The following is a 15,930-nucleotide window of genomic DNA, read 5'->3' as shown; positions in this document are numbered from 1 at the left end:
AGGAAGGTAAGAGGCAGCTCGATCTCGGGGTTGATGCAGCTCAATTCGGTCTCGGACAACGTGGTTAGGTTGCGGGGGCCAAAGGAGTTCACCATGTCGCCTCCAGCATCCGTCAGCCGCATTCCCATAGCTTCGAATTCTGACCAGGTCCCCGTCGAGCCCCCGGTTGCTGAGGCAATGGTGCCAGCGCAGCCGTCCGGGTCCGATGCAGCCGTCGATGCCATCGACCGATCCTTCCACGCGGCGCTGGCGCGCTTTACGGGCGGCATCTCGCCGGCAGCGCTGGCCCTGGCTTTTGCCGACTGGCAACTGCACCTCCTGGCCTCACCCGGTAAGCAGGCCAGTCTTGCCGGCCGGGCGATCCAGAATGCGTCTGATCTTGTCGATGCTATGGTGCCGAGGCATGCGATATTCCAGCCTTGGTCAGTGATCAGGCCGCCGGAGAACGACCGTCGTTTCACTGGCTCAGATTGGGAGCTGCCGTCCTTCAATCTCCTGGCCCAGGCTTTCCTGCTGACCCAACAATGGTGGCATTCGACGACGATCGGTATTCACGGACTGGCCCATTCGAACGCGGCAATCGCCGACTTCGCGCTTCGCCAATGCCTGGATACGGTGGCTCCGACGAACTTCGCCATTAGCAATCCCGAGGTTCTGCGCAAGATCATGGAGACCGGCGGGGGCAATTTCGTCTACGGCCTGCACAATTTTGCCGAGGATTGGCAGGCTCTGCTCGCCGGTGCAAGGCTGAGGAGCGATCAGACTTACGTCGCGGGTAAGGATGTTGCGATCACACCCGGCAAAGTCGTCTATCGCAACGAGCTGATCGAGCTAATCCAATATTCTCCGACGACGCCGACCGTGCGGCCCGAACCCGTTCTGATCGTGCCTGCCTGGATCATGAAGTACTACATTCTCGATCTGTCGCCGCGCAATTCTCTCGTCCGCTATCTGGTCGAAAGCGGTTTCACCGTCTTCATGATCTCTTGGAAGAACCCAACGCCTGAGTATCGCAATTTCAGCCTCGAAGACTACCGCGAGTTCGGCGTGGATGCTGCCATCGCCGCCATCAACTCGCTTCGGCCTGGACAGGCCATTCACGCCGCGGGGTATTGCCTCGGCGGCACGCTGTTGTCGATTGCGGCAGCCAGACTGGCTCGCGAGCGACCCGACTGCCTGCGAACAGCGACACTGCTCGCGGCGCAGACCGATTTCACTGAAGCTGGCGAGCTCACCTTGTTCATCAATGAAAGCCAGGTCTCGTTCCTTGAGGATATGATGTGGCGGCAGGGGCTGCTCGGAACGGCACAGATGGCCGGGGCCTTTCAGATGTTGCGGACCAACGACCTGCTCTGGTCGCGCGTCGTGCGGGATTATCTGGTCGGAGAGCGCGCCGCACCGAGCGAGCTGATGTCGTGGAATTCCGACGCCACGCGCATGCCTTATCAAATGCATTCCGACTATCTGCGGCGTCTGTTCCTCAACAATGATCTCGCCGAGGGGCGCTACCAGGTCAACGGCAGGCCGGTCGCTCTCTCGGATCTCCATATGCCGATGTTTGTCGTCGGTACGTTGCGCGACCATGTCGCGCCCTGGAAATCGACCTACAAGATCAATTTCCTTGCCGATGCAGACATCACCTACGTCCTGACGGGTGGCGGCCACAATGCCGGCATCGTCGCGCCACCAAGCGAGGAAGGGCATAGCTACCAGGTGCTCGCCAGGAAGGCCCATGATCCCTATCTCGGCCCGGACGAATGGATCAAGCGCGCGCCGTCTCACGAGGGATCATGGTGGACCGAGTGGACGCGATTTCTCGCCGCGCATTCCGGTCAGCCCGTTCCGGCCTCCTTGCCGGCGGGCGCGGCAGAAAAAAGCGCGCCTTTGGATGACGCGCCGGGCTCTTACGTGCTTGAGCAGTAGACGCGGCGGTCAGGGACGCAAAACGGCTGCGCCAACGAGCTTGCCTTCCCTCAGACAGGCGAGCGCTTCATTGGCCTGCGAGAGCGGAAATACCGTCGTGTAGGTCTGAATGTTGGTCCTCGCCGCGGCGGCGAGAAAATCGATGCCGTCCTTTCGGGTCAGGTTAGCAACTGATACGATCTGCCGTTCACCCCAGAGAATATAGTAGGGGAACGTCGGAACGTCGGACATGTGAATGCCGGCGCACACAACGCGCCCGCCCTTGCGCACCGAGCGCAAGGCAAGCGGCACTAATGCCCCGACCGGTGCGTAGATGATGGCGGCATCGAGCTCGGTCGGCGGAATGTCCTCCGAGGCGCCGGCCCAGTCTGTGCCGAGGGAAAGCGCAAGTCGCTGTGCGTCCTGGTCGTCGCCACGGGTGAAGGCGTAGACGGTCCGCCCCTGTGCACGCGCCACCTGCGCCACGATATGGCCGGCAGCGCCGAAGCCATAGATGCCGAGCGTCTTGCCATCGCCTGCCATTGCCAAGGATCGCCAGCCGATTAGTCCGGCGCAGAGTAGAGGCGAAAGGGCTGCGTCATCGCCGCGCTCGCCAAGCGGAAAGCAAAATCTGGCATCGGCAACGACATGACTAGCAAAGCCGCCGTCGCGGGTGTAGCCGGTGAATTTGGGACGATCGCAGAGATTTTCCTTGTCCGCGCGGCAATAGAAACATTGGCCGCAGGTGTGGCCGAGCCAGGGAACACCTACACGCATGCCCAGCTTCAGCTCGTCTACGCCCGCGCCTATCGCATCGATTCGGCCGACGACTTCATGCCCCGGGATGATTGGATAGGGAATTCCGGGAAGCTCGCCATCCACTACGTGCAGGTCGGTCCTGCATACGCCGCAGGCACTGACCTTGACGCGGACCTCGCGGGGGGCGGGGATCGGGTCGGGTCGTTGCTGGAATGTCAACGGCGCGCCGCGGGCGGAGAGAACCATCGCGTACATGTCGCATTTCCGTTACGGCTTGTAATGCATCGTGCAGTCGTACCTGGCGGATTTAGTGCCAGTGTGCGCCGTCCGCTAAGGGGGCGCAACAGGCGGCTTCCGCAGGCTCTAGACGCGATCGCAACCAGTGGCGTGAGAAGCGGCAACAGGCCGCTCAGCGGATAATGGACCGCGCCCGTAACTTGAGCGATCAGGCATCGAGAGTCCGCAAGCGCTGGCGGTTGCGCAGCACGATCTGGCAGGCACGGGAAAAGCCGAGAATGCCCTGGACGTGAAGCTGCGACAGCGCACGCGACACGGTCTCGAGCGTGAGGCCGAGATAGTCGCCGATGTCGCGGCGGCACGTCGGCAGCGCCATCATGCGGGGCGACGGCGAGGCGCCGATCCATCTCCAGCAGGGAGATGGCGACGCGCTCCATCGCAGTCTTGCGCCGGAGCAGCAGCATGTGATTATCAGCGTGGCGCAGCTCGGAGGCGGTCATCGTCCAGAGCTTGCGGGCAACCTGGATGCCGGTGCCGGTGGCCTTCTCGAGGCTCGCGCACTTCACCAGGCGCACCGTGGTGTCGATGATGGGGCCTCGACGGCAAGCCGATCCGTTGCGCTGAAGGCTTTGAGGCGTCAACTCTGCACTCCGTCGCGGGAGGCTTGGTCGAAAGACTTACGCGCTGGCTCGGTGTGGGCCGGGACGTCCGTGAAATACGCAATCTCGACCACCCCTGCTCGGGCTCGTCAATCGAGTGAACTGGCTTTTCATCGGAGCTCTCGTCGTATCGTAGAAGCGCAGCAGGCGGCTCTTTCAGACCGACAGCGCAGCCCGCCGCGGATCTCATCACGGCATCGGAAGAACGGGAATGACAAACCCCGGAGACCGCATGGTCCGGCTCTCCGGTTTGTTACGAAGACTGTACAGGACTAGGCAGCCTTGCCGGGCGCCGTGGCCTTATCCGATACTGGGTTCGCGCTCGGTGGAGCTCCTGTCTTGATATCGATGGTCTTGGTGGTCTTCACGGCCTTGGCGGGCTTGTTGATAGCGAGATGCAGCACGCCCTTGTCGAAATGAGCTTCGACGGCTCCGTCTTCCGGCTCGAAAGGCAGAGACATCGATCGATAGAAGGAGCCGTAGCTGCGCTCCTCGACATGCCAGTTCTTTTCGTCTTTCTTGCTCTCCGCCTTTTTCTCGCCGGAGATGACTAGCTGGTTGCCGTCCAGGCTGATACCTTGATATCTTTCTCGTCCACGCCGGGAAGTTCGGCGGTCACTTCGAAGGCCTCCTTCGTTTCAGCCACATTGATTGCCGGCTCGCCTGCCCCAATACTGGGAGAGGACGAACCCTGATTGAAAGCGCGAAGCGCGTCTTCCACTTCGCGTCGCATGGCCCTGAACGGGTCGAACGCAGGTTCCTGGCTGGTGGTCCACAATCTCGGAAGGCTCATCTGCTCTCTCCCACAGGTTGAAGAAATATCGGAAATTGTGCTCCGCCCGCTCGCGCCGGCCTTGACGTAGCGCAAAAATGGCTGAGTTATTTGGAGGCGGAAAGGCTGGTCATGATGAGGCAGCCCGCAAGCAAAGGGTGCGCGTCAGCGAGGTTGACCTAATAAGGCAGGAGCGTACCCAGTGAGCTTGCATCGCTTCACAAGCTCGATGTCTTGGTCTTTGCAGCTACAGCGAGCATGCTGATGGCGACGGACAGGAGCTCTTCGAGACCGCAGTACGGTTGAACTTCGAAGGTATCGTCTCCAAGCGCGTTGATACAACGTACCGATCGGAGCGGACTGAAGCCCGGTGGAGGGTGAAGACGGTCCAGCGAGGGAAATTTCCCGTGGTCGGCTTCGTCAAAGATCCCTGAGATATCGCGCGGGTCGGTCGCAAACGGGACCGTCTATATTGAAAACGAGGCGATGAGGCAGAGGTCTTGCGAATTGTAGGCAACGGCCTGACCTAGATCCGGTCCGAGGCTCGGTAGATCACCGAACCGGGCGGAGTTCGCAGGCTACCGCGAGGAGGGGCGCGCGATAGGGTTCCCGAGCTGATCAATACCCTGACTAGCTGCTTTCGAACCGACCCAGGTTAAGAGATTGGTTATCTCTTTGCTCTCATTTTCACGGCCTCATTCAGGCAAGGAGGCACCATGTCAGACATCACCATTCCCGGCGGAAAAATTCGTTCCTTCGTCGAGCGGATCGAGAACCTGGACACCGAGCTGCAGGAGTTGAACGAGCAGAAGAAGGAAGTCTTTTCGGAAGCCAAAGGCGAGGGCTTCGACGTCAAGATCCTCAAGGAGATCATCAAGCTGCGCAAGCAGGACCAGGACGAGCGCGACGAGCGCGAGTCACTGCTCGATCTCTACATGCGCGCCATGAACACCGCCCCGGCAGACAAAGCCGCGAAGGCGGCGTGAGACCCTGCAAGAATTCAGGGACCGCATCGCATGGAATTCTTCCGTGCGATGCGCGCAAACCTGTGCCGTCCAATCATGGGATTGGAGCGAGAGTTCAAGTTTTTCAATCGGTTCAAGGCGGCGTGTGCATGACGTGTGCACCGGGAGAAACATCTTCGGCGCCGATCGTCTGGAAGGTGTTGCCAAGCTTTCTGCGATTCATCGGGCCGCGCCTGCTGGTCTGATGCGTTCAACGACGTATTGATGACTGCGATGATGTTCGTGCAGTTGCGTGACCTGACCGAGCGCAGCGTACGCATCGCGCGCCAACGCACCAGCCCGGTTTTCAATCCCACCGGAGCATGAGGAGGCCCCGCGAGGCGATCGCAGTGGAGCGGGGCGGCATGTCCGGTCATGGCGCCAATTCCGGACTCATGCGCCGCAACAAACAAACCCTTTGGAAAGCTAGGACGGCAGTCCCGGCGGCCGCGCCTTCAGTATTCGATCCCGGGTTACAGCAGATCGCATCGGAATGCTTGTATGGAGTGAGAGGCATGAAATTCGGGCTGCAGACTCTCGATAGATACTGGTAGGTCCAGTGCGGTCAGCGCCTCGCGCTACCCAGTGAAGTTCTGCTTTTGTGTAGGCGGCGCTCAAAAATCGCACCGATTGCTGGCATAGACTTCGCCGCAGGCGACCATATACACGAAGTCGGGCAAGGGTTGACCTGCGTCAAATAGGCGACATTGGGATCAGCTAGAATACGGCTATTCTCGGAGAAGCGCTAATGGCTATCAAGGATATGCTTTTGCCGCTCATTGGGAACCCAAGCCCAAGATTAATTGCAGCGATCGCGAAATGCGTTAATGTGGCGGCGAGTTTCGACGCCGAGATCACTGCGCTGGTTGTCGAAGAGGATGTCTCTGTTCGGCCGCAAGTCATGATCTCTGCCGATTTCCCCGATGAGGTCAGAAGCACTGCGGATGCGCAAGGCTTATTGAAAGCGTTCGATACCGCCGTCGCCGAGGTCGGGGTACGCAACGTACAGAGGGTTGCGCATTTGAGAGCGGGGGATGCCCCGAAACACCTTGCGCTATGCGCACGCCCGAAGGATTTGTCGATTGTTCCGGTCAAGCCGGACGATGACCAAGCGGAAAGGGTCATCGAGGGATTGATTTTTCAATCAGGTCGACCGATTTTGTTGTGCCCGGAAGAACTCGCCGCCGAGCTGCCTGTCAACTTCGACCGGATTATCGTTGCCTGGGACCATAGCGCGCCGGCTGCAAGAGTCGTTGGCGATGCCCTGTCGATGCTGCGCCGTGCTCGCGATGTGCAGATCATCACAGCGACCGACGGCAACACCCTGGCGGAGCAGCAGTCGGGTGCGGCAGTGGTCCGCCATCTGGCCGAACATGGCATTAGCGCAAGCTTCGAAACGGTACGGATTGATGGCAGTTCCGTCGGAAAGATACTCGAGGCGGAGGTCAAAGTTAGAGGCGCGGATCTCTTGGTCATGGGGGCCTACGGTCATTATCGGTTGAGCGAATGGGTCTGGGGCGGCGCGACCAAGACTATCATCGGGCGGCCACCTTGCTGGGTGATAATGTCGCATTGAAACGCTCGTCTCGGGCCGAGCAAGGGCGAAGCTCGATGTGGGACACGGCTGTGAATGGGCAGCCCGGACCTTCCGGGACCGCGACTTCGGGTCTCAAGCGTCGTGTTCTGCAATAACGGCTGTCCGTCAACTTCTGCGATGCCTTGTTCGCAACCGAGATTGCGTGGCGCTGCAATATGTCGCGAAGGGCCACAAGCGGACTCATGCGGCGCAGTAGGATCGATAGGGGACGCGCGTTTCATCGCGCGCGCCCCGCACAGAACCGTACTGGCGCGGATGCAGGATCGCGAGATCAGCGGGCCGGCAGCATCAAATGCTCGTATTGCGTGCCAGGCCACATCACATAGGGCCTCGTTGGGTCGGCCTTCGCGTCGCGTGGATAACCTCCGGCGGTTTCCGGTGCCGTGAACGACGGAAGAGGATACCCGGAAAACGAGGCCCGCCTCTCGGATATCGCGCTCGAATGGATCGTCCACGCAGCAAGGAACGAACCTGACGGACGGGACAACCTCGGACGGTTACGGTATCAAGGTCGACGAGTGATATCTGAAGCTCAAGCCGGATCCTCTCGGCCAAAGCACAACGAGCGCGAACCAGGATGGTTCGGCAATCGTTTTCAAATGGGCTGAAGGCCTACGGAAAGTCCAGCCGGAGGCGATTTTGTATTCCAGCGTCCTCAAACCGTTCGCGGCGGAAGCTGGCGTGCGGCACTACTATGAGATTGCGCCATACCCGCCCAGGAACCTCAGCGCCCACCTCAAGCTGATGGCCCACTACACCGCGCCGCCGCCATCCGGAGGAGCCGCATTAGCGGCGGCATGGTCCTCTCATTCGACGGCAGAGGGACTCGTTCTTATCTGCAATGGACTCATCTTCCGCTGCAATACGCACAGGCGGAGGGTTAGCATTGATCCTTCAGGGGCGGGTTCTACCGTTGGATTGATCGGGCAGTGCGCTGAGTGGGAAGGCCAGTGCCAAAATCGAATCCGGCCACTGCCAAATTCCAACGTGGAGCACAACGCTCCTGCTCGGCTTCGAGTTCTTCGAGTGCCCGGTTCGCATAAGGTCAAGCACGCGAAGGTCCACCGCGGAAATGCGCATAGAATGCGCCGTAAGGATTTGAAAAGACTTCCAGAAAATGGATCGCACTGTGTTTTACCTGCATGATGCTAGTAAAATGCCGTCATTAAGTGCCGGCGTGCAGCGGGGCCGGGTTCCTACAGCTGCGTAGAACCCACCGCAATTTCGTCGAGCCCCCTCGTCCATGAGCGATCCTCATTTTTGCTAGTGCAGCAAAAAGCCCACCGAGTCGGTGGGCTTTCGCTCTTCTGCGGCGGCTCACTCCGAATGGACATTCGAAACTGAGCGCAATGGACACAATGGTATGCGTGGTGGGCAACTTTCGCCGACCCCACACAAAAGAGGACCCAGTTGTGGGGCCGCACCTGTTGCACTTTGTGCAGAGGCCGTTTCGCAACAGCTCGAAACCGGCGGCCAACAGTGACCGGGCTGATGCTCGAACCGTTGCGCTGAAAGGTACTTGAGCGGAGGAAATGCACCTTTGTCGAAGTGCCTTCTGGTAAATCATTGAAATTACGCAAAATGCGAACGCCCTCCGAGCGCACCATAAATCCACGCGGCGATATGCCGTCGCAACGGGCTTACACTGGCAGGGATTGGGCTCGGAAAGATCTTTGCTACCACAGCACTTGAGACGCACGCCGCTGATGCGTCTGAGCAAAGCCAGAAAGGGATCGGCAGCCATATGTCCGCTTATCGCGCGAGAAGAGACAGCGGACTCCTGCTCCGGCACCATCAGCTTTTGACCCGCTGCGGACATTGACCGGCTCATAAGACAACATTGCTGTCACACCAAATCTCGTTCTTCTAAATATCATTCCAGGAATGTTTGAGATAAGCCGGAGTTAACATGTTCGGCTGGAGTGGGAGCTCGAAGGCGTAGCTTGCAGGAGGCTTCTATGACCAACTTGATGATCAGGATTGCGACGCTGGCAAAGTGTTCGATTGCGCTGATCGTTGCGTTCTCGGTCACTTCGGCTGTTGCGGCCCCGGGCACTGAGCCAGGTGGCAGTGACGCAGACTATAGCGGGATGGGGCAACGCTCCGTTTATCCACCTTCGTCATACCCGAAGCGGTCGGGTGCCAAGGCCACTCACGCGCCCAAGGCCAAAAAAGCCAAGCAGTCCCTGTTCGACGCCCCCGCCTTTGCTCATGGGTATCGCGCAGCTTATTCGGCGATCTACGACCGCACTGACTATGCCTCTGCGATTGAGCAATTGAAAACGCTCGGCCACGACGACAATCCAAACGTCGCCAACCTCATCGGCTACTCCTACCGCAAGCTCGGTGACTACGAGCAGTCGCAGGTCTGGTACGAGCGCGCGCTCAAGGCCGATCCGAACCACGTGCTGACGTGGCAGTATTATGGACTGTGGCAGCTCGAGCGGGGCAACCGCGAGCAAGCGCTCTATAATCTCGGCCGGATTGCATCCATTTGCGGGACTGGCTGCGAGGAGTACCGGTCGTTGGCCGCCGCGCTAGAGAAGCCGCCCGGCACTAGCCTGGTTTATTAGGACAGCAGCGGTCAGAGCTCGGCGTTAACGCGACAGGTGAGGCCACGTCTGTTCGTGGCCCTTAGCCGCACAAGACCGAGGCTATTGTGATGTCGACTATCGGCGGCGGACGGACGCGGGGCCGCGCTTGCCTCGACCGCCGCTTGTGACCCGAAGCCGAGGTCGGCGAGCACAAGGTAGTGCGCTATTTGGTCGGTCCTCCCGGTGGTCGAATGAGGACATCAGATGGTGGACGTCTGCGTTTTGGGCCGATCGAAAAGCTTTCTTCAGGAATCGCTTGTGGGGGATCCGCACCCGCGCACGCAACAAGGCGGCGATGACGTCGTGTTCGATTTCTCCAAAAGGGTACGGCACGCCGTCTCGTCGGATGCCGTCGGGGACGCTTCGCGGCCATGGACCCGTCCTAAAGTGCGCCCAGGAGGCACTGGCATTTCAAGAGTTTGACGCAGAATGCGCTGTACGACTGCGAGCACATGGTATTCAATCCCTGGAACTGTCTGCCTGGGCACGGGCCGCTCGGCAGCGTCAACTGGATGCGGCTCGCCGTCTATCTTGCCTCGCGGCGGGTACGGCGGAAAGTGAACTTGGTGGGTCATGAGCAGCGAGCCGAAGCCCGATCGTTTGGGCGGACTTCAGCGGACACAGGGGCCGCCGAATGTCGAGAATGAGGCTCCGCATGCCGAACGCCGCCAGCTCACCGTGACATTTATCGACATTGTCGGTTCGACACCCCTCAGCGAGCGGATCGATCCCGAGGAGTTCTTCGCGATTATCAGAACTTACCGCGATATCTGCGACGAGCAGATTCGCCGCTACGGCGGTCATATCGCCAGAATGATTGGTGACGGGTTGCTCGCATTTTTTGGCGTCCCGCAAGCCCATGAAAATGATCCTGAGCGCGCGGTCCGCGCCTCTCTGGCGATTGCCGCGGCGATCAAGGAACACAAGTTTCTGCTGTCGGACGGCAGCTTCGTTCGCCTGGGCGTGCGCATCGGGGTCAACACCGGGGTCGTCGTCGTCGGCAGCGTGCCCGGCGAGCCCCCCGATCGACGGGAAGTGTTCGGCAGTACGGCGCATGTCGCTGCCCGCCTGCAAGGACTCGCGAGTGAGAACGGCATCGTAGTCGGCTCGCGCACTTACGATCTGACCCGCAGAACCTTCAGCTATGCGCCGCTTGGCCGACAAGCTCTCAAGGGCGTAGAGGAGCCGGTCGAGGCTTGGCGTGCAGAGGCACTTGGGTCAAACGAAAGCAGGTTCGACCGAGCGCGGAGGTCGCCTCTTGCCCCGATGATAAACCGAACCAGCGAAAGTGCGTTACTTGCCGAGATGTGGCAGCAGACTCTCGCCGGCTCGGGACAAGTTGGCGTCATCTCCGGCGAGCCCGGCATCGGCAAGTCACGTTTGATCCGCCAGTTCCGCAGTTCGCTCGGTGCGTCTCCGCGTGATGTTCTGTCGCTGCAATGTTCACCGTTCCACATCAACACGCCGCTTGCCCCGGAAATCGAGCGCCTCATACGCGCGACTGGCATCCACGAGACCGACAACGCGGAACTCGCGCTGGCAAAACTACAAGCGTTGTTGGCGAGCGCCGTCACCGATCTCAAGCAGGCGCTTCGTTACTACGGGGCGGTGCTATCGATTCCCGCATGCGCGGGATACGAGCCCGCGGATTTCGGATCTCCCCTGGAGCGCGAGCGCGCGTTTCAGGTGTTCGTCGACGCTCTTGTCGCCGCCTCGCGCAAGCAGCCGATCCTCGGGATCGTCGAGGACGTCCAGTGGATGGACCCGACCACCATCGAACTGCTGGTACGCGTGATGGCTCGCTGTCCTGGCGAGCGGATCATGGTCCTGATCACGCATCGCGATGATTACAAGGCCGACTGGTTGTCAAGCACGGCAATTAGACGGATCCCCCTCCGGAAGCTGGCAGCGCATGAATGCGAGCAGATGGTCGCAGCCGTCGCGGGCAGCGATTTCGTGCCGCGCCAGATTACCAGCCAGATCGTGGAAAGGACCGACGGCGTGCCACTCTTTGTCGAGGAGTTCACGCGGGCCGTCGTCGATGCCGGTGCGGTCCCGCCGGCCGCCGAAAGCCCTGTGCCGAAGTTGCCGGAACCCCTGGTGCCGTCAAGTATTCACGATTCCCTGATGGAGCGCCTTGATCGTCTCGGTCCTGCCAAGCGCGTCGCCCAGATCGCCTCCGTTTTCGGAAGGCGTTTCGACTATGAAGGCATTTTCAACGTGTTTCCGGATAAGAGCCAAACGCTGCCACAGGCGTTGCGAGCTCTCGAGAGAGCGGGGATCGTGTATCGCAGCAAGGAACCTCAAGGCGAGGTCTTCACGTTCAAACATGCGATGATACAGGAAGTCGCGTACTCCTCGTTGCTCATGGAGGAAAGGCGTGAACTCCATGCGCGCGTGGCATCGTGGCTGCTCCAGGAAGTCTCCATTGAAGAAAGCGGCCAGCCGGCGGTATTAGGCTATCATTATGCGCGCGCAGGCAACATTCCGGAGGCGATCGAGGCCTGGCTCCAGGCTGGAAAATCCGCGCTGCGCAGATCTGCCACCAAGGAAGCCGTGGCTCACCTTCGCGAAGGCCTCTCGCTGATATCCAAGATGCCGGCGACGCCACGGCGCTTCGAGGCTGAAATCGGACTGCAATCCAATCTGGCGATGGCGTACACGGCCAACGCCGGATGGTCCGACCCGAACGTCTATGGCCCCTACAGTCGTGCACTCGAGCTTTGCGCGAGCCATGGCACCATTCGCGAGAAGGCGACGGTGCTGTGGGGAGGTACCATAGCCAAGCTGGTCAACTGCGAGCTCACCACGGGCCTCGAACACGCGGAAAATTTCGTCCGGCGGGCAGAAGAGTGGCGCAACGACGAGGCCGCCCTCATGGCCTACACCGCCGCCGTGATCGCCAATTTCTTCCTAGGTCGTTTGCAGCAGGCGAGTGAGCTCGCGGCTCTGGTCAGCGCTCGCTACAATCCGCGCGGGCACGGCAAGCTGGTCCAGATCTATCAGCATGATCCATTAATTGTATCGCTCGTCTATTCCGGACACATTGAATGGCTGTTGGGCCGGCCCGCCCGGGCCAGAGAGTGCTGCGTGACGGCGCGGCAGCTTGCGAACGAGATCGGACATCCGTTCATGGTGGCTTTTGCCTCCATTCTCGGCGTCGCCGATCACTGGTATGAGGGTGACCTTGCGGAGAACCTTGCCAGCGTGAAGCGTGGTCTGAAGGTCGCTGACGAGTATGGCTATCCGATGTACCGGGTCATCGGTCCATTGTGGGCAACCGCAGCGTTGGCGGCACGAGGCCCCGCGCCGGACGTGCTCGAGAAGCTATGCGGCCTGCTCGATAAACTGCCCGCCGAGAACCGGTGCATCCAGATGCCGCTCTATCGAATTCTGCTTGCCACGGAATTCGGACGGATCGGGCAGATGGGCAGGGCTCGAAACTTCGCTGCCTCGGCTGAGGCCCTGGTGAAGCAAACCGGCGAGCGCTGGGCAGCTCCCGAGATCTACCGGATCCACGGCTCGCTGCTGTGTCGCGATCCATCGCGGGACGACCGGGCCGCCATGCGCTTGTTCAAGCGCTCGCTTGCCTCTGCCAGGAAGTTCGGGGCGGTCGGTTGGGAATTGCGCACGGCGATCAGCATCGCGCGCCTGGTCAGCGCAGGCGAGAGCGCATCCGGACGCACTGAGGCACGAGACCTGCTAATATCGACCCGGGCGAAATTCGCATCCGCGGAAACTTCCCGCGATCTGCGCGAGGCTGATGATCTGGTGAGAGTGTTGAACTAGTATTGGCGCCTGAGATCGGACCGTTGGAGCCGGTGATGCGCGGCCTGGAGGCCAAGATTCAGCCCAATCGCAGGACATAGCCTCGAACTTGGCGCCGACGCACAAAGTTAGCCGAATGAAGCGCCGCGCAATTCGAATCGAATTGCAAGGTTCGACTCCCGATGGTACTCGCGCGCACTGATAAAGTGATCGGCTGAGTGCGTATCTTGTTGCGCTGCATGAGTCCGGATGTGACCCCTTCGCGGACCTGAACCGCGGGTCCGGTGATGTCCGCTCACAGTGGCAGAGCAGACCATCTACCATGGACCCGCCGACTTCCGAGCTTGACCCGAAGGCGACGTTCGGCCGGCGACCGCAATGGTAGCCTTCGTGAGGATCAGGGCCATGGCTTCCCACAGCCGGGACAATCGTCAGAGCGCGACTGTTTCCTCGACCACATGGTTCAGCGGCGTCCCCTCCGCGGACAAGGTCATTCGCAGTTTGAGCTTGCCACCCTTCACCTCTCCGCTACGCACTAGGTTCTCAATTTCACGCTGCGATGTAACTCCGACATGCTTCAGAAATTTACGGATAGCCATATTGAAGCGGTCTTCATCGAACTCGGCGGTCATGGCTGTTCTCCCTGATCGGGCAGGCAAAGTCTAGCACGAGGCGAGCAATGACGAAACATCGAGGCCTCGCTCGCGTCGCCACCGACTTCCTCCTCAACCTGATTGCCTGCAACCTCGGCCCGAAGCTGAAGACTACACCTGGAAGCGAAATCTCACTCAGTGGAGTGCTTCCGCTTCTGGCCCTTCGCGGACCTGAACCGCGGATCCGGTGATGTCCGCTCACAGTGGCAGAGCGGACCATCTACCATGGACCCGCCGACTTCCGAGCTTGACCCACAGCCGACGTCGAAGGGCTGACCTAGTGCATCTTACAGGTCGGATTTGCGGGGACTTTGCGCGAAATCGAGGAACAAACTGTCGTGCGTCCTCTTCGCACCTTTATTCGCCTCTTCAGGCCCAAACAGGAGTGCTTCTAGCGACCCAGTTCGGTACCGAGGTGGCGCGCCGGAGGACCGACGGGTTGGTTGGCGCGTAATGGCCTCATGCGACGGGAAGCACGGCACGTCATGGATGAGTTGCGGCAGGCGATTCAGCTCTGCCTGAGAGCGAGGCCGGATCATCGAAATCATAGACGTTCAGGCCCTTCGCAGGATTGTCCGTCACACTGTCGTCGAAAGCACAGGCCCGGACTTAGGTCAACTCGACGACAAACCAGCCTCGACCTCGGCGTTCAGAAGAGTGGACATAATTTTCTGTCCCACTGGCGAAGCGAGGGCGCCAGCGGACAGAACCACTACGCCATTGCACGACGGAGCGTTTGCGCCGTTCTGAACCCAGCTCTCAAACCCCATCCACGAGCTGAAGCCTGGTACGCCCCCATCTTTCGACAGGACACGTCCCGCGGCACCGGCGATATTCGGAAAGAACCATCCAATTCCGACCGTGGGGCCCTGCGCCTGCACGCTGCAGGTGCCCGTCGTACCGCATTGGCCACGGGCCGAGCCGGTCTGCTGCTGCGTCTGCAGGATGGCGAATTCCGTTGGCGAAGGCTGCAGTTGGCCCATATTGTAGAGCAACCATTGAAGCATGTCCGAGGCGCTACTGACGATCGATCCGCTCCCGAACACCATCGGTGGGCACGGCAGGTAGCTCTGGTTTACGGTGAAAGCCGTCGTCCCGTCATATCCACACGCCATGCTGGGAACTTGGTTCGTATTGAACAACGCGGTGTTGCCCATGCCCAGATCCGCGCACAGCTCCGCGAGTTGCCCGTTGTACGCATTATAGACGTCGACGTAGGGGTTCTGCGGGTTGAGGCCGACGATAGCCAGGAGGGACCAGGCAAGGTTTGAATACGTGTAGCACTGGCCCGCGGGGCAGATCCAAGCCGAGTTCTGTCCGCTGTTGAACCAATCGACGAGCTTGGCGAAGGTCTGCAAGTTACTGGCCGGGCAGAATTGTCCACGCGGATCGGGAGGCAGGCCATTGTCCTGCGGAAACCCCGAAGCATAAGTGACGATGTCGGCAACCGGAATCCCGCTGATTGCTGCAGGCAGGGAAATCGAGGGCATGCAGGACCCAACCGTATTTCCATCATATGTGCCTTGAAGACCGTAAAAAATTCTGGATGTGAAAACTTTTGAAATGGATCCGATTTCGAACAGAGTATTTGGCAGGTTCGCAGCGCTCACGAAACTATGGCTTGAGTCCCAAACCTCAATCTTAGAGGGAGAGAAGAACTTTGCAGAGGGGACGCCGGAGCCGTCAAAATCCGTAAAGACGTATACTGCCATCGCCATGTAATCGCTGACAGCAGCGTCTATGATGCTTTGGATCGCCGAGCTTGGGTCCGATAAAGCCATGAGCGCCTCTCCCCATTACACGCTGGATCGCAAGCAAACTTTAGCGCCTTTCGTTTCGGTTGTCTTTATTATAATAGAACCGTAGAGGTTGATTATAAATGCGTGGTGAAGAGCGTCCTAAGTCCCGTGTAGGCGCTGTGTCTGGGTTTGGCCCGTCCGAGACATGCCAACTGCACTGAGCGATGTCCGCATTCAGGGATATCC

The 15,930-nt window shown here is 59.9% G+C and carries 10 protein-coding genes and 1 pseudogene; 5 read left to right on the top strand and 6 right to left on the bottom strand.

The window, feature by feature from the left end:
• Positions 1-93: 93 nt before the first annotated feature.
• On the top strand, positions 94-1,923 hold the full coding sequence (locus AC5ZFO_RS07695) for a PHA/PHB synthase family protein (RefSeq protein WP_496121877.1): 1,830 nt from the start codon (positions 94-96) through the stop codon (positions 1,921-1,923).
• A 9-nt stretch (positions 1,924-1,932) separates the two neighbouring features.
• On the opposite strand, the gene AC5ZFO_RS07690 is transcribed toward AC5ZFO_RS07695, so the two are convergent.
• From AC5ZFO_RS07690 to AC5ZFO_RS07675, 4 genes and pseudogenes are all read right to left on the bottom strand, one after another.
• Positions 1,933-2,916: a zinc-dependent alcohol dehydrogenase family protein gene (locus AC5ZFO_RS07690; protein WP_496121876.1), complete on the bottom strand. Its 984-nt coding sequence runs from the start codon at positions 2,914-2,916 to the stop codon at positions 1,933-1,935.
• Positions 2,917-3,106: 190 nt separating this feature from the next.
• Positions 3,107-3,517: pseudogene (locus AC5ZFO_RS07685) on the bottom strand (helix-turn-helix domain-containing protein); the annotation flags it as partial.
• Positions 3,518-3,829: 312 nt separating this feature from the next.
• Positions 3,830-4,105, bottom strand: coding sequence for an Hsp20/alpha crystallin family protein (locus AC5ZFO_RS07680; RefSeq protein WP_496121965.1), 276 nt, complete (start codon positions 4,103-4,105; stop codon positions 3,830-3,832).
• Positions 4,106-4,107: 2 nt separating this feature from the next.
• A complete protein-coding gene (locus tag AC5ZFO_RS07675) occupies positions 4,108-4,350 on the bottom strand; it encodes a hypothetical protein (RefSeq protein ID WP_496121875.1) in 243 nt (80 codons plus the stop codon).
• Positions 4,351-5,045: 695 nt separating this feature from the next.
• Between AC5ZFO_RS07675 and AC5ZFO_RS07670 the strand changes: the two genes are divergently transcribed.
• The 4 genes from AC5ZFO_RS07670 to AC5ZFO_RS07655 all read left to right on the top strand — a co-directional run bounded on the left by AC5ZFO_RS07670 (position 5,046) and on the right by AC5ZFO_RS07655 (position 13,313).
• Positions 5,046-5,315: a DUF2312 domain-containing protein gene (locus AC5ZFO_RS07670; RefSeq protein WP_496121874.1), complete on the top strand. Its 270-nt coding sequence runs from the start codon at positions 5,046-5,048 to the stop codon at positions 5,313-5,315.
• A 766-nt stretch (positions 5,316-6,081) separates the two neighbouring features.
• Entirely contained in the window at positions 6,082-6,909 is an 828-nt protein-coding gene (locus tag AC5ZFO_RS07665; RefSeq protein WP_496121873.1) for a universal stress protein, read from the top strand.
• Positions 6,910-8,888: 1,979 nt separating this feature from the next.
• The gene (locus AC5ZFO_RS07660; RefSeq protein ID WP_496121872.1) at positions 8,889-9,503 is read left to right on the top strand and encodes a tetratricopeptide repeat protein; all 615 of its coding nucleotides are present in this window, start codon (positions 8,889-8,891) and stop codon (positions 9,501-9,503) included.
• Between the two features lie 594 nt (positions 9,504-10,097).
• Positions 10,098-13,313, top strand: coding sequence for an ATP-binding protein (locus AC5ZFO_RS07655; protein WP_496121871.1), 3,216 nt, complete (start codon positions 10,098-10,100; stop codon positions 13,311-13,313).
• A 410-nt stretch (positions 13,314-13,723) separates the two neighbouring features.
• Here the strand turns inward: AC5ZFO_RS07655 and AC5ZFO_RS07650 are convergent, their stop codons facing one another.
• Both AC5ZFO_RS07650 and AC5ZFO_RS07645 read right to left on the bottom strand, forming a co-directional pair.
• The gene (locus AC5ZFO_RS07650; RefSeq protein ID WP_028156512.1) at positions 13,724-13,924 is read right to left on the bottom strand and encodes a DUF6494 family protein; all 201 of its coding nucleotides are present in this window, start codon (positions 13,922-13,924) and stop codon (positions 13,724-13,726) included.
• A 635-nt stretch (positions 13,925-14,559) separates the two neighbouring features.
• Positions 14,560-15,726: a serine hydrolase domain-containing protein gene (locus AC5ZFO_RS07645; protein ID WP_496121870.1), complete on the bottom strand. Its 1,167-nt coding sequence runs from the start codon at positions 15,724-15,726 to the stop codon at positions 14,560-14,562.
• Positions 15,727-15,930: the final 204 nt, after the last annotated feature.

The organism is Bradyrhizobium sp. Unk1, assembly GCF_059512345.1.
Note: the sequence above shows the minus strand (reverse complement) of the source record. Positions and strands in the feature narration are given on the sequence as shown.